A 21,347-nucleotide genomic window follows, 5' to 3' on the forward strand; every position below is an offset into this window, starting at 1 on the left:
CGATCAGGTGACCCCGCGCGCGCTACGCGTCGATCGCCGCCTCGTCGAGCGTCGCGGCGTTGGCCTGGATGAACTGGAACCGGTGTTCGGGATGCTTGCCCATCAGCCGGTCGACCAGATCCTTGACCAGATGCCGCTCTTCATATTCCTGCGGCAAGGTGACGCGCAGCATCGAGCGCGTCGCCGGGTCCATCGTCGTTTCCTTGAGCTGGTTCGGGTTCATTTCTCCCAACCCCTTGAAACGGCCGACATCGACCTTCTTGCCCTTGAATTGCTTGGCTTCTATCTCAGCCCGATGCGCATCGTCGCGGGCGTACACCGATGTGTTGCCCGACGTGATACGATAGAGCGGCGGCTGCGCGAGATAGACGTGACCGCGGCGCACGATGTCGGGCATTTCCTGAAAGAAGAAGGTCATCAGCAGGGTCGCAATGTGCGCCCCGTCGACGTCGGCGTCGGTCATGATGACGATTTTTTCGTAGCGCAGCCGGTCGGCATCGCAATCCTTGCGCATCCCGCAGCCCAGGGCGAGCGCGAGGTCGGCGATTTCCTGATTGGCGCGGATCTTGTCGTTGCTGGCGCTGGCGACGTTCAATATCTTGCCGCGGATCGGCAGGATCGCCTGCGTCTTGCGGTTACGCGCCTGCTTGGCGCTGCCGCCGGCGCTGTCGCCTTCAACGATAAACAATTCCGTGCCTTCGGGGCCGTGGTTCGCACAGTCTGTGAGCTTGCCGGGCAGACGCAGCTTGCGGCCGCTGGTCGCGGTCTTGCGTTTGACTTCGCGTTCGGCCTTGCGCTTCAGCCGCTCGTCCATGCGGTCGAGGATCAGGCCGAGCAAAGCGCGGCCGCGGTCCATATTGTCCGACAGGAAATGGTCGAAATGGTCGCGCACCGCATTTTCGACGAGGCGGGTGGCTTCGGGGCTCGACAGACGATCCTTGGTCTGGCTCTGGAACTGCGGGTCGCGGATAAACACCGACAGCATCATCTCGCCGCCGTTGAACACGTCCTCGGCGGTGATCTGTGCGGCTTTTTTTTGCCCGATCAGCTCGCCGAAACCGCGCAAACCCTTGGTCAGCGCCGAACGCAGCCCGGCCTCGTGGGTGCCGCCGGCGGGGGTCGGGATGGTGTTGCAATACCAGCTATAACTGCCATCGGACCACAAGGGCCAGGCGATCGCCCATTCGGCGCGGCCCTGATCGCCCGGGAAATCCTGGCGGCCGATAAACGGTTCGGCCGTGGCACAGTCGCGGGTGCCGATCTGTTCCTTCAGATGGTCGGCAAGGCCGCCGGGAAACTGGAAGCTCGCCTCGGCTGGCGTGTCGTCGCCGATCAGTTCGGGGGCGCATTTCCAGCGGATTTCGACACCCGCGAACAAATAGGCCTTTGACCGCGCCATGCGATAGAGGCGCTGCGGCTTGAAGCGGCCATGATCGCCAAAGATTTCGGGATCGGGGACGAACGATACGCTGGTGCCGCGGCGGTTGGGAGTGGGGCCAAGTTCTTCGAGCCCGCCAACGGGGGTGCCGCGCGCGAAACGCTGGCGATAAAGCAATTTGCTGCGCGCCACCTCGATCTCGGTGTCGATCGACAGCGCGTTGACGACACTGATCCCGACGCCGTGCAGACCGCCCGACGTTGCATAGGCCTTGCCCTCGAACTTGCCGCCCGAATGGAGGGTGGTCATGATGACCTCGAGCGCCGATTTGCCGGGAAATTTGGGATGCGGGTCGATTGGGATGCCGCGGCCATTGTCGGTGACGGTCAGCCGGTTGCCGACGTCGAGCGTCACTTCGATGCGGTTGGCATGGCCCGCCACCGCCTCGTCCATGCTGTTGTCGATAACTTCGGCGGCCAGGTGATGCAGGGCGCGTTCGTCGGTGCCGCCGATATACATGCCAGGCCGCCGCCGGACGGGCTCCAGCCCCTCCAGCACCTCGATCTGCGAAGCATTATAGCTCTCGGTGGCCGGGGTCGCGGCGTCGAACAAATCGTGACTCATGTCCTGGCTATAGGGGGCGGCAAAGCGCGCTGGCAAGCGCGGTTTTCGGGCGGCGGGCGCAGCGCGCGAAAACTCGTTTCGTCGAATTTATCATTGGATACGGAACATTAGAGCCGCCGCTGACGTTTAGCCGCTGACGCAAAGTCAGAAAAAAAGTGGAGCAACCAATATGAAACTCGCCTCTCTCCTCGTCGCTTCGGCGGCTTCGATGCTCGCCGTGCCGGCGATGGCCCAGGATGGCCGTGACACCTCGCAGGATTTCGACGGCCCCTATATCAGCATCGGCGGCGGCGGCACGCTGCAAGGCAACGACCGCGGCGAAACCGTGGTGTTTGATACCAACCGCGACGGCACCTATGGCGATCAGGTGACCACCGTTGGCGGCGCTAACGCGTTCTCGACCGGTTTCTGTAACGGTGCGGCGACGAGCAGCGCCAACCGCGACTGCCGCAACGACAAGGACGGTCCTGAATATTTCGCGCGTCTGGGTTTCGACAAGCGGATGGGCAATTTTGTCCTCGGCGCCGTTGTCGAGGGCGGCCGCAGCGTAGCGCGGGACAGCGTCTCGGCTTTCTCGACCACCCCGGCAAGCTATACGTTCAGTCGTGAAGCCGATTATCAGGCCAGTGCACGCCTGCGTGCCGGTTACACGCCCGGTGGCGGCGCCCTGTTCTATGTGACCGGTGGCGGCGCCTATGCCCGCCTCGACAACCGTTTCTCGACCAGCAACGGCGCCAACAGCTTTGCCGACAACGGCAAGACCAACGGTTGGGGCTACACCGCGGGTGGCGGCGCCGAAGTGATGGTGACCAACAATATCGCGGTCGGCCTCGAGTATCTTTATACCGACATCAAGGATGATGATTTTGTCGTCAATGTTGGCCCGGGTACCGCGCCGCCGACCAACCCGTTCCTGCTGAACGGTGGCGGGACCGATATGAAGCGCAGCAGCGACAATTTCCGCACCCACAGTGTGCGCGGGACGCTGAGCTTCCGCTTCTAAATTCTGTTGAAAGCAGAAATCGAAAGGCGTCGGATCGCAAGATCCGGCGCCTTTTGGCTATTGGGCGGTCGGGGCCGCGAAAATCGCGAAATTGCCGTTGGCGCTGCTGACCAGGCGGCCGTCCTGATACAGCTTGGCGTCGATATTGGCGACGCGCTTGCCGCGGTGCAGGACCGCGGCTTCGCAGGTCAGCCGCCCTTCGCCGACGCGAACATGATAGTTGAACTTGATTTCCAGCGTCGCACACCATTGATCGGCGCCCAGCAGGCTGCTCAGCGCCCCGCCCATCGCGGTGTCGGCCAGCGAATAAGCGACGCCGCCATGCGCGGCGCCCTGTGGGCTGAAATGCCGCTCGCGCTCGACGTCGATCGCCATGACACAACGCCCGCCGCCGCGTTCGACCATTTGCAGGCCGAGCGCGCGCGCGAATTCAAACTCCTGCACGAACGGCTTCACCGAACGCGCCCTAACGCACTCGGGGACCCCCGAACGGCGGCGGCGGCGGCGGGCGGCGCGTACCGCGCGGCAGCTGGGCCTGATAGGCGCGGCCGCAATGTTCGACGCAGTAAGGGAAGCCGGGATTGACCGCCTGACCACAGAAATGGAAATCGGGTTCACCCGGATGCCCCATCGGCCAGCGGCAGATACGGTCGTTGAGGTCGAGCAAGGTCGTCTTGTCGGCGATCTCCGGGCTCGGCTTGGCGGGCACCAGGCGGCGCGGCGGTGCGGGCGGGATCGGCGCCTGCTGGTCGCCCGGACCCTGGCGGATAAAGCCGCCGGGGCCGATCGACACGATGCGCGGCTGATCCGCCTTCGGGATTTGTTCGCCCACCGAACCGTCGGCGGTCGGCGTATCGACCGTCGGGCGCGCTTCGGCCTTCGGCGGCGCGGTGTTGACCGGGCGGGGCGCGACCGGGGCAGCGGCGCGCGGCGCCGCCGCAGGGGCGGCGGGCCTGGGCGCGGGGGCGGCTGCCTTGACAGGCTTGGCCTTGTCGGTCGCCTTCACCGGCGACGGGCGCGATTTCAGGCCCAGGCGATGCGCCTTGCCGATCACCGCATTGCGGCTCACGCCGCCGAGTTCATCGGCGATCTGGCTGGCGGTCAGCCCTTTTTCCCACATGGTGCGCAGGCTTTCGATGCGCTCATCGGTCCATGACATATTCTATTCCTTATCATTCCACGCCGCGGGCCATGTCGCGGTCATCGATGCGATCCTTTCGGACCGGCGCCACTGCCCAGCTTGCGGTAAGATCGGGGAGGCGATAGGCGAGAACGCCATGAACGACCAGCCCCAAATTTCGCGACCCGACTCGAGCAAATTCGCGGCAACCCCGCCCTTTGCGGAACCGGGGGTGCCGCATATCCGGACGCTCAACGTGCCCGGGATGCAGGCGCTATATGTCAAGGAGGTGCGGCGGTTTTTCAAGGTCCAGCTGCAAACAATCTGGGCACCGGCGATCACCACCCTTCTGTTCCTCGTCATTTTCACCGTCGCGCTGGGCGGCGCGGGGCGCAACGTCATCGGGGTTCCGTTCGCCGATTTCATCGCGCCGGGGCTGATCATGATGGCGATGCTGCAGAACAGCTTTGCCAATTCCAGCTTTTCGCTGCTCGTCGGCAAGATTCAGGGGACGATCGTCGATTATCTGATGCCGCCGCTCGCGGTCGGTGAACTGATCATCGCGCTGGTCGGCGCCGCGATCACCCGCGCGATCCTCGTCGGTTTGGCGCTGTGGTTGGCGATGTCGCTCTGGCCGGGGGTCAGCGTGTTGCCCGACCATCTGTGGGCGGTCGCGGTGTTTGGCGTGCTGGGCGCGTCGATGCTCGGCTTTCTCGGCCTCATCACCTCGGTCTGGGCCGAGAAGTTCGATCATGCCGCGGCGGTGACCAACTTTGTCGTCACCCCGCTCGCGCTGCTCTCGGGAACATTTTATTCGGTCGACCGGCTGGCGCCCTGGTTCCAGACCGTCGCGCACGGCAATCCTGTCTATTATGCGATCATGGGCTTTCGCTACGGCTTCATCGGCACGGTGGATTCGACGATCGCCAATCCGGTGCTGACCGCGATCCTGGTGTTGGTGGGGGTCAATATCGCCCTCGGGCTGCTAACCTATCGCCTGCTCGCGTCGGGCTGGAAGCTCAAAGCCTGACCGCACCCAGCGTCGGCCCCTAGTGGCGATGGATGGCGCGGACGCGATAGCGGCCGTCGTCCAGCCCCTCGAACATCGCCTCGATCTGCGGATGGTCAATCGGCCCGCCTTCGGCGTCGGGCACCAGATTCTGCTGGCTGACATAGGCGATATAGGATGAATCGCCGTTTTCGGCGAGCAGATGATAATAGGGCTGCTCTTTCGCCGGACGGATTTCCTCCGGGATCGCTTCATACCATTCATCGCTGTTGGCGAACACCGGGTCGATGTCGAACACCACGCCGCGAAAATCGAACATGCGGTGGCGCACGATGTCGCCCGGCGCAAAGCTGGCGGCGCCGATCAACGGTGCGGTGACGGTCGCAGGATGCTCAGGAGAGGATTCGGTCATCATCCTGACAATCTATGACGATTCGACGACCGTTCAAGGGTGAGTTGATCCGCGCCTCCCGCCAGCGCGGGGTGGCATGTGGTCGATCATGGGGAAAAATGGAGGAGAGTGAGGGATTCGAACCCTCGGTACCGTTGCCGGCACTTCGCATTTCGAGTGCGACGCTTTCGACCACTCAGCCAACTCTCCTCGCTGAGAGGTGACGCCCCTAGCGGCGGTCCGTCGCGCTTGCAACCCTCTAGTCACAAAAGCGACGAACCGCGCTGCGAATTAGGGCTTTTCCGCTTCCCACCAATAGGCGGCGCGCTTGCGTGTCCCCGTTGCCACCTCGTTCATCGTCAGCGGATCATACAGGCGCCCGCCCAGCATGACGCGGTGGATGCGTTCGGTATTGCGAATGTCCTGCGTCGGATCGGCGTCGAGGATCAGCAGGTCGGCGAGCTTGCCCGCCTCGAGCGACCCGACATCCTTGCCATAACCCAGCGAGGTCGCGGGCATGATCGTCGCGGCGCGCAGCGCATCGATATTGGACCACCCGCCGCGCACGAACGACCAAATCTCCCAATGCGCGCCAAGGCCAGCCTGCTGACCATGCGCGCCGATCGACACCATCCGGCCCGCCGCCGCAATCTTGCCCGCTTCGCGCGCCGAATCATCGTCAACATAATCGCCCTCCGGCGCGATCGTGCGGCGCTTGTTGTTGGCTGCCAGCTGTGCCGGCGGAATATGTTTGGTCAGGATCGGATGTTCCCACACATTGGTGTGGGCGCGCCAATAGGGGTCGCCGGCGGGGCCGCCATAGGTGACGACGAGCGTGGGCGTGTAATCGGTCTTGGTCTGCCCCCACAGCTGCACCAGATCCTTGTAGAGGGTGTGGAGCGGGATGTTGTGCTCGACGGTCGAATTGCCGTCCTGGATCAGGGATACGTCCATCGTGTAGAGCGAGCCGCCCTCCGGCACGACCAGCATGCCCTCGGCCTGCGCCGCCTTGACGACCATCTGGCGCTGATCGCGGCGCGGCTGGTTGTAGTTTTTGACGCTGTGCGCGCCCTGCGCCTTCAGGCGGCGGACATGGGCCAGCGCGTCGTCATAGCCGTTGATCTCGGCATAAACCCCCGCCGCCTTCGCGCCATAGATGATCTCGCCGGTCGAAAAGATGCGCGGTGCGAGGATCAGCCCGGCGCGCTGCATTTCGGACGAAACAAAGATTTCCGAGGCGCGCGATGACGGGTTGTGGCTCGTCGTCGTTCCCATCGCGAGATTGACGATTTCGGACCAGTTCTGCTGCGGCACCAATTCGTCGTCGCCATGGCTGCCGTGGGCATGGGCATCGACGAAGCCGGGGACGATCGTCTTGCCGGTCGCGTCGACCGTGATCGCGCCCGCCGGAACGCTGATCGACGCGATCGGGCCGACCGCGGTGATGCGGTCACCTTCGATGATGATCGCACCATTGTCGATGATGCCGCCGTCCGCGCCGGCCATCGTGACGATCCGCGCGCCGGTGATGACGACGGTGCCGCGGCGCTTCGCCGCCGCCTGCGTCATCGCGAGTGAGACGCCATCGGTCGGCGGGGTGAATTTCGGCGCTTTCTCGTCCGCCGGCGCGTTGGTGAACAGGCTGGCGAGGTCGGCGCTGAACAATGTCGCGCCGCGGCTCCAGTGGAGGCGGCGGCCGCCGTCGGACCAGTGGATATATTCGGCGCCGCTGCCGCTGACCCGGGTGACCGGCAGCGCGCCGCTTTTGGTGCCGAGCGATACATCCTGCCCGCCCGGCATCAGCGGGGTGACATAGGCATCGTAATTCTGGCGGAAAGCCAGCGTGCCGCCGTCGGGCGAGATTTCATAGTCGCTGACCAGTTCGCCGTTGGCGTGGGTGCGTTTGTCCTGACCGCTGAGGTCGGTACTGACCAGCTGGCTCTTGCCGTCGCCTGCGGTGACCATGAAGATGCGGTCGCTGGCGGCGCCGAACTGCGGCTTGGCGCCATCGCTGCTGACCCGCTCGGCGGTGCCGCCCGCCGCGGCGATGCGATAGACGCCGGGGTCTTCGCTCCAGCGTGCCGAGGTCAGCCCGCCGCTGCCGCGCCGTTCGAACGCGATCGTCTTGCCGTCGGGCGAAAAGCGCGGCTCGGCATAATGGCCGGGAACGCCGGTGACCTTGCGCGACGTGCCGCCACCCGCGCCAATGATATGGATTTCGCCGAGGCTGGTGTCGGTCCAGCGCACAAAGACGAGCGACTTGCCGTCGCGCGACCAGCTCGGCCACGCCTCGACCGCATCGTCCTTGGCCGCCGTCAGCCGCCGCGCGGTGCCGCCGGTCGCGGGCTTGATATAGAGCTTGCCCAGCGTTTCGAACACGACGTTGCGGCCGTCGGGCGATACTTCGGCCCAGCGCGGCATTTGCGTCGTGAAGCTGTCGGGCGCCACCTCCACCGCGGGATGGGTGGCATCGACGATGACGCGGTCGTCGTTGATGGTGAACGGAATGATGCGCGCGTCGCCGCCATTGCTGCCGACGCGGCGCAGCTTGCCGCCCGCCCAGAAGAGGATGTCGCGGCTGTCGGGGGTCCACGCCATATTGGGATAGACGCCGGTGACGGCCCAGGTTTCCTGCACATCCTGGTCGAGCGCGTCGTACAGCTTGCGTTCCGTACCCGAGGTCAGGTCTTTGACATACAGCTTCGACTGCGTGCCTTCGCGGCGCACGAACGCCAGCCGTTTGCCGTCGGGTGAGGGGGTGGGGCGCACCGCGCCGCCAGCGCCCGACGCCGCGGTGCTGACCTTGCCGTCCTGCAGATCATAGCGTTCGATGTGGAACAGGTCGGTGTTGCTGTCCTGTGCATATTCAAAGATCGCGCCCGGTGTGACGTTGCGCGTATAGAACACGCTCTTGCCGTCGGCGGCGAAGATTGGCTCGCCGAGTTCTTTCTGGTGGCGCTCATTGGGTTTCTTGACCAGCGGCACGCCGGCGCCGCCCGACACATGGTACATCCACACCTCGCCGGTACCGAGCGAGCGGCCGGTGGTGAAATGCTTTTTGGCGACGATGAACTGCCCGTCGGGGCTCCAGCTCGGCTGGTTGAGCAGGCGGAAATCTTCCTTGCTCAGCTGCACCTTGCCGCTGCCGTCGCGGTTCATCATCCAGATATTGTCGCCGCCCGCGCGGTCGGACACAAATGCAATACGTTTGCCGTCGGGCGAAAAGCGCGGCTGATGCTCGAACGCCAGCCCTTCGGCGATGCGCGTCGGGGTGCCGCCCTCGATCGGCATCGTGTAAATGTCGCCGAGCAGGTCGAACGCGATGGTGCGGCCGTCGGGGGCGACGTCGATGTTCATCCAGCTGCCTTCGTCGACCGCGATCGGCACGGTGCGCGTCGTCATGCCGGGTGGGGCGTTGACGTCCCATTTTTCGGGCTTCTTCTCGTCGGCGGTCGATGCGGCGGGCGCGGTCTGCGCCCAAGCCGAGGTTGAACAAGCCAAAGTCGCCGCAAGGGCGAGAGCGAAGCGCGCCATGATATTATCCCCGTTTGAAATTATGTGCCGACCATATGCCGCCAGTGAGAACATGCAAGCGACAGGTTTCGACGAAGGCGCTGGCACGCTCGACGGGCGGCTGCTAGCCCGCAGCAAAGATAACATCGGGAGAGCAAGGCGTGCCGCTCAAAGGAATAAGAGTCCTCGATTTCGGGCGCTATATTGCGGGCCCCTATTGCGCCGCGCTGCTCGCCGATTATGGTGCCGATGTCATCCGGATCGAGGCGCCGGGCGGCAATGACGATCGCTACACGGTCCCCGTCGCCGACGACGGATCGGGCGCGATGTTCATGCAGATGAACCGCGGCAAACGCTGCCTGACGCTGAAACCCGGCAGCCCTGAGGGTCGCATCATCGTGCGGCAACTGGTCGAAACCGCCGATGTCGTCGTTGCCAACCTGCCGCACGATGCGCTGACCAAGCTGGGGCTGGATTATGCCAGCCTGTCGGCGATCAACCCGCGCGTCATTCTGGCCACCGCGTCGGCCTTTGGTAGCCAGGGACCGCTGGCGCAGAACGTCGGCTTCGATGCGGTCGGGCAGGCGATGTCGGGCGCGGTGCACCTGACCGGGACGCCCGATCAGCCGTACCGCGCGCAGGTCAATTATGTCGATTTCGGCACCGCGCTGCACTGCGCGTTCGGGGTGATGCTGGCGCTGCGCGAGCGCGAGGCGACGGGGAAGGGGCAATGCGTGTCGGGGTCGCTGCTCGGCACCGCGCTCGCTTTCTCGAACGCGCTGGCGATCGACCATGCGCTCAACGGCATCGAACGCCAGCCGATCGGTAATCGCAGCTACAGCTCGGCGCCGACCGACATTTTTCGCACCCGCGACGGGTGGATCGTGACCCAGATCGTCGGGGGTGGGATATTTGCCCGCTGGGCCAATCTGGTCGGGCGCCCCGAACTGATCGACGACCCGCTGTATGCGAGCGACATTTTGCGCGGCGACAATGGGGAAGCGCTGAGCGTCATCATGCAGCGCTGGTGCGACGACCGCAGCAGTGCCGATGCAATCGCCGAACTAGGCGCGGCGCGCGTTCCCGCCGCGCCGGTGCTGCGCGCGGGCGAAGCACTGGCGCAGCCACAGGTCGCCGCGATGGGGCTGGTCGAACCTGCCGCCTATCCGGGCACTTCGACCGACGCGCCGGTCATTCGGGCGCCGATCACCTTGTCGGACAGCGCGAAAATGGCATCGGCCCGCGCGCCGCAGGTTGGCGAGCATAGCGATGCAATCCTGGCGGAGCTCGGTTATAACACGGCCGCGATTGCGGCTTTGCGGGCGGCAAGGATTATTTGAGCGGCGAGGGGTGGACGGCGGCGCCTTCGATCCTTAAATACCGATCAGTATGAAATTCAGCCTCCCTAAAAACAGCCCAGGAGTGTCGAGATGAGCGATGAAGCCGAATATGTGCCGCCAAAGGTGTGGACCTGGGACAAGGAGAGCGGCGGGCGCTTCGCCAACATCAACCGCCCGATCGCCGGGCCGACCCACGACAAGGATCTGCCGATCGGCAAACACCCGCTCCAGCTTTACTCGCTCGCGACGCCGAACGGGGTGAAGGTCACCGTGATGCTCGAGGAACTGCTCGAGCTTGGCCATAGCGGCGCCGAATATGATGCGTGGCTGATCAAGATCGGCGACGGCGACCAGTTTTCCAGCGGTTTCGTCGATGCCAATCCCAACAGCAAGATTCCGGCGCTGGTCGATCGCAGCGGCGCCGAACCGATCCGGGTGTTCGAATCGGGAGCGATCCTGATCCACCTCGCCGAAAAATTTGGCGAATTCCTGCCGACCGACCCGGCGCAGCGCGCCGAGACTTTGTCGTGGCTGATGTGGCAGATGGGCAGTGCGCCGTTTCTTGGCGGCGGCTTCGGCCATTTCTATGCCTATGCGCCGTTCAAGCAGGAATATCCGATCAATCGCTATGCGATGGAGGTGAAGCGCCAGATGGACGTGCTCGACCGGCGTTTGGCGGAGAGCGAGTATATCGCCGGCGCCGATTACAGCGTCGCCGACATGGCGATCTGGCCCTGGTACGGCGCGCTTGCCAAGGGGCTGGTCTATGAGGCCGGCGAGTTCCTGCAGGTGCAAGATTACAAGCATGTCCAGCGCTGGACCGACCAGATCGCGGCGCGCCCGGCGGTCAAGCGCGGGCGGATGGTCAATCGCATGATGGGCGACCCGGCCAGCCAGTTGCACGAACGACACGACGCGTCGGACTTTGACCTGCGGACGCAGGACAAGCTGGAGGCCGCCGAATAGTCGCAATTTGCGATAGCGGGCAGCGCCGGATGCTTAAGGCTTTGCTTATGATCTGCGCGGTTCGGCGGAACTGCGTCGGTTGCCCGATCGGGACCGGAACCGGGTTCCTGTAAAATACACAAAAGCGGCGTCGGGCGCTCTCGACGCCGCTTTCATTTTGGTCCGCCATGCTGATGAGCATGACAGCTTTTCTTCGATTTCCGCGGCTCGCCAACCATCCCGCCTCGCCCGGCGTCATGTTCGCGCGCGAGGAGCGCGGCGCCGCGATCGTCGAAATGGCGCTGGTGCTGCCGCTGCTCCTCGCGCTGCTGATGGGCGTGCTCGTCTATGGCCAGTATTTCATGCTGGCGCACAGCGTCCAGCAGGCAGCGAACGACGGCGCGCGCGCCGCCATCGTCGGCCTCGATGCCGCCGATCGCCGCGCGGTGGCGGCGCGGGCGGTCGAGCGCAGCCTGCAGACGGTGAGCGGCGCGCACAGCGTCGCGGTGTCCGAAACGAGCGAGGCGATCACCGTCGCGGTCACCTTTACGGCGCCGCCCGACAGCTTCCTGCGCTCAGCGCTCATCCCGTCGCCGACCAACGTCATCCGGTCGCGCGCGACCTTTGAACTGCCGGTGGATTGACGATGGCACTGCCTCAGACCCTTCGCGTCCTTCTCCGCGACCGGCGCGCCGGGATCAGCATCGCCACCGCCTTTGCGATGACGATGCTGATCGGCGCCGCGGCGCTCGCGGTCGATGTCGGCTCGCTGTATCTCGACCGCCGCAAGTTGCAGGGGATTGCCGATGCTGCAGCGATGGCGGCAGCCGGGCGACCGGGCGAGGAGCAGGCGGCCGCCGAGCGGATCATCGCCGCCAATTGCGATTGCGGTATCCGCATCGCGGCGCTGACCCCCGGGACTTACACGCCCGACGGCGCGGTCGCCGCCGAACAGCGCTTCGCCCCGGGCGGCGCATCGGCGAACGCGGTGCAGATCGTCTTGACGCGCGATCGTCCGCTATATTTCGGCAGCTTCCTGACGGGCAAGAGCAACAGCGTGATCCGCGCCACCGCGACCGGCGCGCGGCGCGGCTATGCGGCCTTTTCGCTCGGCTCGCGAGTTGCCGCGGTCAACGGCGGTCTGCCCAATGCTCTGTTGTCAGGACTGACCGGCAGCCAGATCAACCTGTCGCTGATGGATTACAACGCGCTGGCCAGCACCGACATCGACCTGCTGGCGTTTTCCGATGCGCTCCGCACCGAAATCGATGCCGAGGTGCTGACCTTTGGCCAGACGCTCGACAGTCAGGTGACGATGCCGCAGGTCGTGTCGGCGCTGGCGAACGCGTCGGACGGGCAGGCGGCGAGCGCGCTGGAGCATATCGCCGCGCGCGCCCTGCCGCGCAGCCTGTTTCCGTCTCGCGCGATCGATCTGGGGCCGCGGTCGTCGAGCATCCGCGTCGATGCCGCCAATCCGGTCAAGGTCAACGCGCTCAGCCTGCTGCGCGCGATGCTGCTACTCGGCAGCGCCAATCGTCAGGTCGACCTGTCGCTGGCGAGCAACCTGCCCGGCGGATCGGGGATCGACATTGCGCTGTTGATCGGCGAGCCGCCGGCGCACTCGCCGCTGATCGCGGTGACCGATACCAACCAAGTGATCGTGCGCACCGCGCAGGTGCGGCTGAAGCTCGACACGCGGATCGCGACCCCGCTTGCCAGCGTTCATATCCCGGTGCTGGCCGAACTCGGCTCAGCCTCGGCGCGGATTTCGGACATTGATTGCCGACCCAACAGCGGCGCAGCGGTGTCGCTGGCGGTGGTCACCTCGCCTGCGATACTGGCGATCGGCACCGTCGACGCCGCCGACTTCCAGGACATGCAGCGCCCGCTCGACCCGCGGCCGGCGCGGGTGGTGAAACTGCCGCTCGCCAGCGTCGATGCCGAGGCCGAACTGGTGCTGTCGGACCTTGCCGAAAAGCAGGTCGCCTTTGCGCGCAGCGACATCGACGACGGACGGGTGAAGACCGTGTCGAGCAGCGGACTGGTTGCGGGCGCCGCCAAATCGCTGTCCGATCGCATGGACCTGCGCGTCAATGTGCTGGGGCTCGGGCTCAACCTCAACGCCCTGCGAACCGTCGTCGGCGATACCGTGGCGCTGGCGGCGCCGGTGCTCGACACCGTGCTCGCCGATGTCACCGGCCTGCTGGGTGTGCATGTCGGGCAGGCCGACGCGCGGGTCAACGCGCTGCGCTGCGGCAAAGCCAAGCTGGTCTGACCGCACCATAACGGCACCGGCGTGGATGCACTTCGTGGCCATCATCGCGCCGCCGGCCCCAAAAGGACCAGACGTGATCCGGCCAGCGGGGAGGCAAAAGTGCCAGCAGTCCATGAACCACAGCGCGTTTCGGCGGCGGATTTCATCCGCGGCTTTGCCAATTGGCGCCTGCAATCGGCGCGCAAGCCTGTGGTTGTCACGCATCATGGCAAGGACGCGCATGTGCTGATCTCGCTCGACGACTATCGGCGGTTGGACCGCGATGCGGACGACGTCGCCGCGGCGACAGACAGTGTGCAGCACTCGCTCGCCGGGCTAGCCGAAGCGATCCGCGACGCGATGATCCTGATCGACCGGCAATGGCGCATCGTCGCGGTTAATCCGGCGGCGTCGGACATGCTGGCGACATCGTGCGCCGACCTGATCGGCGCGCCGCTGCTGACTGCGGTACCGCGGCTCAACGGCAGTTTGCTGGCGCAGCATATCATCCGCCTGATCGAGTATCGCGAGCGTTTTTCGGGCGAGGTGCCCGACATCCTGCGGCCGCGCCAGTGGCTGCGCGTCGACCTGGTCCCCGCGCCGATCGGCGGCGCGCTGATCCTGCGCGATGTCAGCGGCGCAATGGACGATTTTGCCGCGACCGACGCGCGGCAGGCTTTGCTCGATGCGGTCGAAACGGACGGCGGCATCGGTCATGCGCGGCTGTCGGTGCGCGAAACCGTTGAGGCGGCAAATGCCATGCTCACCGCACTGCTCGGGGTCGATCAGGCAGCGATCAAGCGGGTGCGCTTTTCGGCGCTGCTGGCGGTCGCGCATCGCAGCGCCTTTGCCGAAGCGCTGGAATCGGTCTTCCGGTCGGGCCAGTCGGCGCGCCTGGCATCCCAGATCGTTACCCGCGACGGAACCGCGATTGCCGTCACCCTGACCATCGCCGAGGTGCGCGGCCCCTATGCCAGCGACGGCGCCGTCGTCCTGGTGACGCGGTCCGCGCCTTAGGGCGCCTTGGGGCGCCCGCGCGCTGGACAAGCGGCGCCGCGTGGCGCAATCATCGGGGCGACAAACGTTGCAAGTCGCAACTTGCCGTTTACGTAAAGGTGAGCGCTCAGTATAAGGGCGTCATTATCCGATGGGAGATTCGTGATGGACATGGAATTCAGCCCCGAAGATCTCGCCTTCCAACAGGAAGTGCGCGACTTCATCGCCGAAAATTACCCCGCCGACCTGCGCGACAAGCAGGATGAGGGCGAAGAGATGTCCAAGGAGGATTTTCTCGCCTGGCACAAGATTCTGCACAAAAAGGGCTGGATCGCGCCCGCGTGGCCGGTCGAATATGGCGGTACCGGCTGGACCCCGACGCAGCGTTTCATCTGGTCGGAGGAAACCGCGCGCGCCGATTGTATCCGCCTGATGCCCTTCGGTCTCGCGATGGTCGGGCCGGTGATCTACACCTTCGGCACCCCCGAACAGAAAGCCTATTTCCTGCCGCGCATCCTGTCGGGCGAGGATTGGTGGTGTCAGGGCTATTCGGAACCCGGTTCGGGCAGCGACCTTGCCTCGCTCCGCACCACGGCCATCCGCGACGGCGACGATTATATCGTCAACGGCCAGAAGACCTGGACGACGCTGGCGCAGCATGCCGACTGGGGCTTTTTCCTCGTCCGCACCGACAAGGACGCCAAGCAGCAGGAAGGCATTTCCTTCCTGCTCATCGACATGAAATCGCCCGGCATCACCGTGCGTCCGATCATCACGCTGGGCGGCGAGCATGAAGTCAACGAAGTGTGGCTCGAGGACGTCCGCGTCCCCATTTCACAGCGCGTTTACGAGGAAAACAAAGGCTGGACCTGCGCCAAGTTCCTGCTCGCGCACGAACGCACCGGCATCGCCGGCGTCGCCGCGTCGAAGCGCGGGATCGAGAAGGTCAAGGCGATCGCCCGCACCGAACTCGATGGTGACAAGCCGCTGCTCGCCAATGCGTTCTTCAAGCGCAAGGTTGCCGAGCTGGAAGTCGATCTGGCCGCCCTCGAATTCACCGAATTGCGCAGTCTCGCCGGTCCGAACGCCGGACGCGGCCCGGGACCGGAATCGAGCCTGCTGAAGATCAAGGGATCGGAAATCCAGCAGCGGTTGACCGAGCTGAGCCTGGAGGCGGTCGGCCACTATGGCGCACCCTATTTCCGCGGTTTCGGAGAGGGCGACAACGAGCATCCGATCGGGCCCGATTATGCCCATCGCGCCGCGCCAACCTATTTCAACGTCCGCAAGACGACGATCTATGGCGGATCGAACGAGATTCAGCGCAACATCATCGCCAAAATGGTGCTCGGCCTCTGACGTAAGCGCCGTCCCCGCGCAGGCGGGGACCGCAGTCGGCCTGACGCAGCACCGCAGTAAAAACCTACAGCGGCCCCCGCCGACGCGGGGGCGACGAGGATATAGAGATGGATTTCACCTACACCGAAACGCAGGACATGATCCGCGACACGCTCGCGCGCTTCCTGAGCGACACCTATGATTTTGAAACGCGCCAGAAGTTCATCAATTCGGACAGCGGCCGCGATCCGGCGATCTGGACCGCGCTGGCGCAGGAACTGGGCATGCTGGGCGCGCCTTTTGCCGAGGAGCATGGCGGCTTAGGCGGCGGCGCGCTTGAAAATGCGATCGTCATGGAAGAGCTGGGCAAGGTCATCGGGATCGAACCCTATCTGCCGACCGTCGTCATCGCGGGCGGCGCGCTGAAGGCCGTCGGCGGGGCGCAGGCCGACGCGATGATCCCCGAGATCATTGCCGGCAATGCGATTATCGCCTTTGCCTATGCCGAGCCGCAGGGCCGCTACGACCTCGCCAATTTGCGCACCACCGCGAAGAAGGACGGCGCGGGCTATGTGCTGAACGGCCACAAGGGCGTCGTTTACGCCGCACCATGGGCGACGCACCTGCTCGTCACCGCGCGCACCGGCGGTGGCCAGCGTGACCGCGAGGGCGTGTCGCTGTTCCTGATCGACGCCAATCTTCCCGGCATCGTCCGCCGCGACTATCCGACCGTCGACGGCAGCCGTGCGTCGGAAATCTATTTCGAAAATGTCGCAATCCCCGGCGATGCGCTTCTGGGCGGCGAAGGCACCGGGCTGCCGCTGGTCGAGCAGATCGTCGATGATGCGACCGTCGCGGTGTGCGCCGAGGCGACCGGCGTGATGCAAAAGCTGCACGAAGGCACGCTGGAATACACCCAGCAGCGCAAGCAGTTCGGGGTTCCGATCGCCAAGTTCCAGGTGCTCCAGCACCGCATGGTCGACATGTTCATGGAAGTCGAACAGGCGCGCTCGATGACGATCATGGGGGTGCTGAAGCTCGACCTGCCCGCGAACGAGCGCATGGCTGCGGTCTCAGCCGCCAAGGCCAAGGTTGCGCGCGGCGCGAAGTTCGTCGGCCAGAACGCGATCCAGACCCACGGCGGCATCGGCATCACGCAGGAGCTGGCCATCGGCCATTATTTCAAGCGCGCGACGATGATCGAGGGCCAGTTCGGCAGCCACGACTATCACATGGACCGCTATGAACGGATTGTGCTGGCGGATTGATGCACTTTCGCCCCTCCCCTGACGGGGAGGGGCCTATCTAGTACGCCACATCCACCGCGATCCGCAGCGTCCTTGGCCGCAGTGGCGTCATAAAGCCCTCGTTACCCTCGACAAATGGTGTGCCGAGCGAGAAGCGGTTGCCGCGCGAATCGAACAGATTGGTCAGCGTCAGTGACAGCCCGCGGCGGTTGTTGCCGACGCGCATCGCCAGCCCGGTGTCGATATAGTCGCCCTGGCTTTCGCCCAGCACCGGGCCGATGCCGAGCCGCGACGGCCCGATATAATTGGCCCAGCCATTGACGCGGAAATCCTCGTCGCCGATCACCGTCGCATAGTTGACCGACCCGCGCACCGCGTGGCTCGCGACATTGGGGATACGTCCAAGCCGCCCCGGGGCGCTGTCGAACACCGGCAGGATTTCGAGCGCGAGATCATCGACCCGGCTTTGGTTATAGACCGCGCCGAGTTCAAAGGTCAGCGCCTCGGTCGGGCGCATCGCCAGCGCGCCCGACACGCTGGTGATCCGTCCGTCGCCGATATTGGCGGTGGTCGGAAAGCCGGTGCTGTCGATGAAGTCGGCCTGGATGTTGCGCCAGCGGCTGTGCGACACAGCGATGCTCGCGTCGAACAGGCTTTGCCCCTTGTCGCCAAAGCGGACTCCCGCCTCCCAAGTTCGCACCTTATCATTCAGGAATCGCCGCACGAAATTGCCGTCGACCGCCAGCCCGCCGGGCCGGAACCCCTCCTGATAGCGTGCATAAAGCCGCAGATTGTGCAGCGGCGTCGCGAGCAGTGAGAAGGACGGCAGCAGGTCGGTTTCGCTCCGCGACGCCGTCGTCGCGCGGCCCGCCTGGGCAAGCGCGAAGGATACGCCTTCGGCCATGCCGCCGAGCCGCGCGTGCGACAATCGGATGCCGCCAGCGGCGATAAGGTCGGGCAACACTTCGACCGTCGTCTCGGCATAGCCGGTGACTTCGGTAATCTTGTTGGTGACGCCGGGCAGCACGGCGCGGAGTGGACCATAGCCATATTCGCGGTCCTGGCGGGCGCGATTGTCGATGAAGCTCGCGCCGACGACCCAGCCGAGACCGTCATGATAGGGACGCGACAGGCGGTTTTCGCTGACGAACATCCGCGTCGCATTGCGCTGGTCGAGCACGCGCGGCACGTCGCTGAGCGGCGTCACCTGAACCGGCGCGAACAGTCGCTCGACGTCCACTGCACCCGCCGTGACGACCGACCCGGGCGGCGCTTCGGGCAGGCTGGCATCGAAGCGTTCGAACAGGCGGTGGTCGATGAAAGCATTGGACGACTGGAAATGCAGGCCGTCCCAATCCTTCATGACGACGATCGTGCCAAGGCTATAGCGTGCCGACGCATTCTGCTCGACCATCGAGTTGCGGGCCAGCGGCGGCGCGGCCTTGTCGGCATATTGCGCATCGTTCGACTTGATCGACTGATAAACGCCGCCCAGATCGATGGTCCAGTCATCGCCCGCGTCAAAACGGAAAGCGCCGCGACCGCCGCGGACATGGACGCGGTTGACGTCGTTCTGCCCGCGCAGCGGGTTGTCGATATAACCGCCGTCGGTGAGCATATAGCCGACCAGCCGCAGCGCGTGGCCGTTGTCGCCGACCGGCAGGTTGGCGATCGCGGCGATGTCGCCGCCGGGGTCGCCATGCTGGGTCAACGAGATGCCCGCGATCGCCTGCACCGACATGGCGCGCGGGTCGGGGGCTTTGGGGACGACGCGAATGATCCCGCCGAGCGACCCGGCGCCATAAAGCGTGCCCTGCGGCCCTTCGAGGATTTCGACATTGTCGACGTCGTAAAGGCGCAGGTCGGGGTCGGGGGCATTATAGCTCAGCCGGATATCGCCCAGATACTGGCCCACCGTCGATTGGGTCGGGCCGGTGAAGCTGGAATCGGCGATGCCGCGAATGAACAGCTTGTTGCGCCCCGACCCCAGATGGGTCGACGACACCGTGGCGGTTCGCGACAGGATCGATTCCATTCCGCGTTCGCCGCCAAACGCCAAATCGCCGCCACTCAATTGGGTGACGACGCCGGCGAAATGCGAATAGGGCAAGTCGGTCTTCGACGCGGTGACGATGATCTCGTCCTGCGCCGCGGCGACCATGTCATGCGACGGTTCGCGCGCGCGCGGCTGCGGCGTCTGTTGCGGCGGCGGCGCGGGCCGATGCGCCAGCCGCGGTGCAAGCGGGCGGCGCTCGATGCGCCAGCTGGTGGCGCTGACGCGGACGGCGCGGGCGTCGGAACCGCTCAAGAGCCGCTGGATCGCTTCCTCGACGCTCATCCGCCCGCGCACCCGTTTGACCCGCGCTTGCCATAGCCTGGCGTCGACGACGCTGATGCTGACCCCGGCCTGACGGCTGATCACCGGCAGGGCCGTCGACAGGCTCCCCTTGGGCACGTCGAAGGCGCGTTCCTCCGCCGCCAAAACCTGCGCGGGCAGGCTCAGCGCGATCGCTGCAGCGACGAAAGCAAGGCGCGCGGGTACGGTCAGCGGGTCAGGATCCAGCCATCGCCTTGCCGCCGCGCCTTTGTTCCCGACAAAGCGGCGAGATCGGATATGGTGCGATCGCGGTTGGCGTCGATGATCAGCGCGCCGCGGAACGACAGCGTCGCGGCGGCGGGGGTTACCTCCACCGCCATGCCGGCGGTCCGTTTCAGATCCTCGGCCACCACGGCCAGCGGCGCGCCGTTGTAGACCAGCAATCCGCTGCGCCAGCCGCCGACGCTGGCGACGTCGATGTCCTGCACGACCGGTGGTCGCTCATCATCATCGCGCGCTTCGATGGCCTTGCCCGCGACCAGGCGGAGCTTGTCGCGATCGGGGTTATAGAGGACGATGCCTTCCGACACCGCGACCGAGGTCTGGCGTTCGCGCCGGACGACGTTGAAGGCGGTGCCCAGATCGACGATCCGGTCGCCGCCCGCTTCGACGACAAAGGGATCGTCGTCGCGGTGCACGACATGGAACATCGCCTCGCCCGCTTCCAGTCGGGCAAAGCGTGGGCGATACTTGTCGATTTCCACGACCGAGCCGCCGTTGATTTCGATCCGCGATCCGTCCGCCAGCTTGATGGTGCGATGTTCACCGGCCGCGGTTTCGATCCGGTCGGCGTTGCCGAACGGGTTCACCGTCGACAAGCCGATGACGGCGACCAAGGCGGCTGCGATCGCACCACCGAACCAGGCGCGGCGCGATGGGCGGCGCGGTGCGATCGGCATTGTAACGACCACGGGCTTGGCCAACGGCGGCAGGGCGTCAAGATCCTGATCGAGGCTGGCGATGGCATCGTAAATCGCGGCATGGTCAGGGCTTTCGGCCAGCCAGTCGGCAAAGCCGTCCCAATCGTCGAACGCGGCATCGCGCTGACGGATCAACCAGTCGATGGCGCGTGCTTGGGCGGGGCTGGCATCAGGCTGCATCGAACTGCCTCCGTAGCGCGGCGAGGGCGGCATAGACTTTGCGCAAATCGGCTTCGACGGTGCTCAGGCTGACCCCCATTTCGCTGGCTATATCGCGTTGCTGCAAGCCATCGACCCGGAACCGGCGAAAGATGCGCGCCGGGCGTTCGCCGGTCGCGACAATCGCGGCTTCGACCAGCGCCAGTTGCTCGCGTGAGATCAGTGCGGTTTCTGCCGACGGCGCATGGCCCGCCGCGGCCTCGCCCCACGCTTGGTCGCGCTGCGCGCTCTGCCGCACCGATCGATAGCGGTCGAGCATCAGATTGTTCGCGGCGCGCATGACATAGGGCAACGGGTCGGCGACCGGACCCATCGGGCGATCGGTCAGCCGCATCCACAAATCCTGGAACAGGTCGTCGGCGGCATCGCCCGCACCGCGCACCTCCAGAAACCGGACGATCCGGCTCCGGTTGGCGAGCAATACGCCTTCGATGCCCTGCGCGGCGTCGGTTCGGTCGTGCGAACTGGTCATCGATTGTTTGCTCTGGAACGCCATTTTCTGTCGGGGCGCGCCGCCCCGGCGCGCGCCATAGGTTCCCCTGATGACGCCGTCATATAGCGTCCACGCCCGACCGCGCAACCGCGGTGCGGGGAGAGAGAGGAGGGATAGAGCAAGCATCAGTGTCTTCGTTCATTTCCACAAATGGCAAGGGGGAGGCGGGGGTAGGGAGGG

At 65.3% G+C, this 21,347-nt stretch carries 17 protein-coding genes and 1 tRNA gene; 9 read left to right on the forward strand and 9 right to left on the reverse strand.

What is annotated here, in order from left to right; genetic code table 11:
* Positions 1-22 precede the first annotated feature (22 nt).
* Positions 23-2,002, reverse strand: coding sequence for a DNA topoisomerase IV subunit B (gene parE / locus FFS68_RS02615; RefSeq protein WP_137751735.1), 1,980 nt, complete (start codon positions 2,000-2,002; stop codon positions 23-25).
* Positions 2,003-2,171: 169 nt separating this feature from the next.
* Between parE and FFS68_RS02620 the strand changes: the two genes are divergently transcribed.
* The gene (locus tag FFS68_RS02620) at positions 2,172-3,005 is read left to right on the forward strand and encodes an outer membrane beta-barrel protein (RefSeq protein ID WP_137751736.1); all 834 of its coding nucleotides are present in this window, start codon (positions 2,172-2,174) and stop codon (positions 3,003-3,005) included.
* 57 nt (positions 3,006-3,062) lie between these two features.
* Here the strand turns inward: FFS68_RS02620 and FFS68_RS02625 are convergent, their stop codons facing one another.
* Both FFS68_RS02625 and FFS68_RS02630 read right to left on the reverse strand, forming a co-directional pair.
* On the reverse strand, positions 3,063-3,461 hold the full coding sequence (locus tag FFS68_RS02625; RefSeq protein WP_137751737.1) for a PaaI family thioesterase: 399 nt from the start codon (positions 3,459-3,461) through the stop codon (positions 3,063-3,065).
* Between the two features lie 10 nt (positions 3,462-3,471).
* The gene (locus tag FFS68_RS02630; protein WP_137751738.1) at positions 3,472-4,164 is read right to left on the reverse strand and encodes a GcrA family cell cycle regulator; all 693 of its coding nucleotides are present in this window, start codon (positions 4,162-4,164) and stop codon (positions 3,472-3,474) included.
* Positions 4,165-4,282: 118 nt separating this feature from the next.
* Between FFS68_RS02630 and FFS68_RS02635 the strand changes: the two genes are divergently transcribed.
* Entirely contained in the window at positions 4,283-5,155 is an 873-nt protein-coding gene (locus FFS68_RS02635) for an ABC transporter permease (protein ID WP_137751739.1), read from the forward strand.
* Between the two features lie 19 nt (positions 5,156-5,174).
* Here the strand turns inward: FFS68_RS02635 and hspQ are convergent, their stop codons facing one another.
* The 3 genes from hspQ to FFS68_RS02650 all read right to left on the reverse strand — a co-directional run bounded on the left by hspQ (position 5,175) and on the right by FFS68_RS02650 (position 9,059).
* Entirely contained in the window at positions 5,175-5,549 is a 375-nt protein-coding gene (gene hspQ, locus FFS68_RS02640) for a heat shock protein HspQ (RefSeq protein WP_137751740.1), read from the reverse strand.
* Positions 5,550-5,645: 96 nt separating this feature from the next.
* A tRNA-Ser gene (locus FFS68_RS02645) sits at positions 5,646-5,735 on the reverse strand.
* An 81-nt stretch (positions 5,736-5,816) separates the two neighbouring features.
* The gene (locus FFS68_RS02650) at positions 5,817-9,059 is read right to left on the reverse strand and encodes an amidohydrolase family protein (RefSeq protein WP_137751741.1); all 3,243 of its coding nucleotides are present in this window, start codon (positions 9,057-9,059) and stop codon (positions 5,817-5,819) included.
* 140 nt (positions 9,060-9,199) lie between these two features.
* On the opposite strand from FFS68_RS02650, the gene FFS68_RS02655 reads away from it, so the two are divergent.
* From FFS68_RS02655 to FFS68_RS02685, 7 genes are all read left to right on the forward strand, one after another.
* The gene (locus FFS68_RS02655) at positions 9,200-10,378 is read left to right on the forward strand and encodes a CoA transferase (RefSeq protein WP_137751742.1); all 1,179 of its coding nucleotides are present in this window, start codon (positions 9,200-9,202) and stop codon (positions 10,376-10,378) included.
* Between the two features lie 90 nt (positions 10,379-10,468).
* The gene (gene yghU, locus FFS68_RS02660; RefSeq protein ID WP_137751743.1) at positions 10,469-11,344 is read left to right on the forward strand and encodes a glutathione-dependent disulfide-bond oxidoreductase; all 876 of its coding nucleotides are present in this window, start codon (positions 10,469-10,471) and stop codon (positions 11,342-11,344) included.
* Positions 11,345-11,523: 179 nt separating this feature from the next.
* The gene (locus FFS68_RS02665; RefSeq protein ID WP_137751744.1) at positions 11,524-11,967 is read left to right on the forward strand and encodes a TadE/TadG family type IV pilus assembly protein; all 444 of its coding nucleotides are present in this window, start codon (positions 11,524-11,526) and stop codon (positions 11,965-11,967) included.
* 2 nt (positions 11,968-11,969) lie between these two features.
* The gene (locus FFS68_RS02670; protein WP_137751745.1) at positions 11,970-13,598 is read left to right on the forward strand and encodes a TadG family pilus assembly protein; all 1,629 of its coding nucleotides are present in this window, start codon (positions 11,970-11,972) and stop codon (positions 13,596-13,598) included.
* A gap of 99 nt (positions 13,599-13,697) precedes the next feature.
* Positions 13,698-14,594 carry a PAS domain S-box protein gene (locus FFS68_RS02675; protein ID WP_137751746.1) on the forward strand — a complete coding sequence of 299 codons (897 nt, stop codon included), beginning with the start codon at positions 13,698-13,700 and terminating at the stop codon, positions 14,592-14,594.
* Between the two features lie 144 nt (positions 14,595-14,738).
* Positions 14,739-15,932 (forward strand): acyl-CoA dehydrogenase family protein, encoded by a 1,194-nt coding sequence (locus FFS68_RS02680; protein ID WP_137751747.1) that lies wholly within the window; start codon positions 14,739-14,741, stop codon positions 15,930-15,932.
* Between the two features lie 107 nt (positions 15,933-16,039).
* Positions 16,040-17,179, forward strand: a complete 1,140-nt coding sequence (locus FFS68_RS02685) for an acyl-CoA dehydrogenase family protein (RefSeq protein ID WP_137751748.1) — start codon at positions 16,040-16,042, stop codon at positions 17,177-17,179.
* A gap of 37 nt (positions 17,180-17,216) precedes the next feature.
* Here FFS68_RS02685 and FFS68_RS02690 read toward each other — a convergent pair whose 3' ends face one another.
* From FFS68_RS02690 to FFS68_RS02700, 3 genes are all read right to left on the reverse strand, one after another.
* Positions 17,217-19,613, reverse strand: a complete 2,397-nt coding sequence (locus FFS68_RS02690; protein ID WP_249339986.1) for a TonB-dependent receptor — start codon at positions 19,611-19,613, stop codon at positions 17,217-17,219.
* 89 nt (positions 19,614-19,702) lie between these two features.
* Positions 19,703-20,635 carry a FecR domain-containing protein gene (locus tag FFS68_RS02695; protein WP_137751750.1) on the reverse strand — a complete coding sequence of 311 codons (933 nt, stop codon included), beginning with the start codon at positions 20,633-20,635 and terminating at the stop codon, positions 19,703-19,705.
* Positions 20,625-21,146, reverse strand: a complete 522-nt coding sequence (locus tag FFS68_RS02700; RefSeq protein ID WP_137751751.1) for a sigma-70 family RNA polymerase sigma factor — start codon at positions 21,144-21,146, stop codon at positions 20,625-20,627. Before FFS68_RS02700 ends, FFS68_RS02695 begins: the two co-directional genes overlap by 11 nt.
* Positions 21,147-21,347 lie beyond the last annotated feature (201 nt).

The sequence above is a fragment of the Sphingopyxis sp. L1A2A genome (assembly GCF_005502465.1).
Classification (GTDB): domain Bacteria; phylum Pseudomonadota; class Alphaproteobacteria; order Sphingomonadales; family Sphingomonadaceae; genus Sphingopyxis.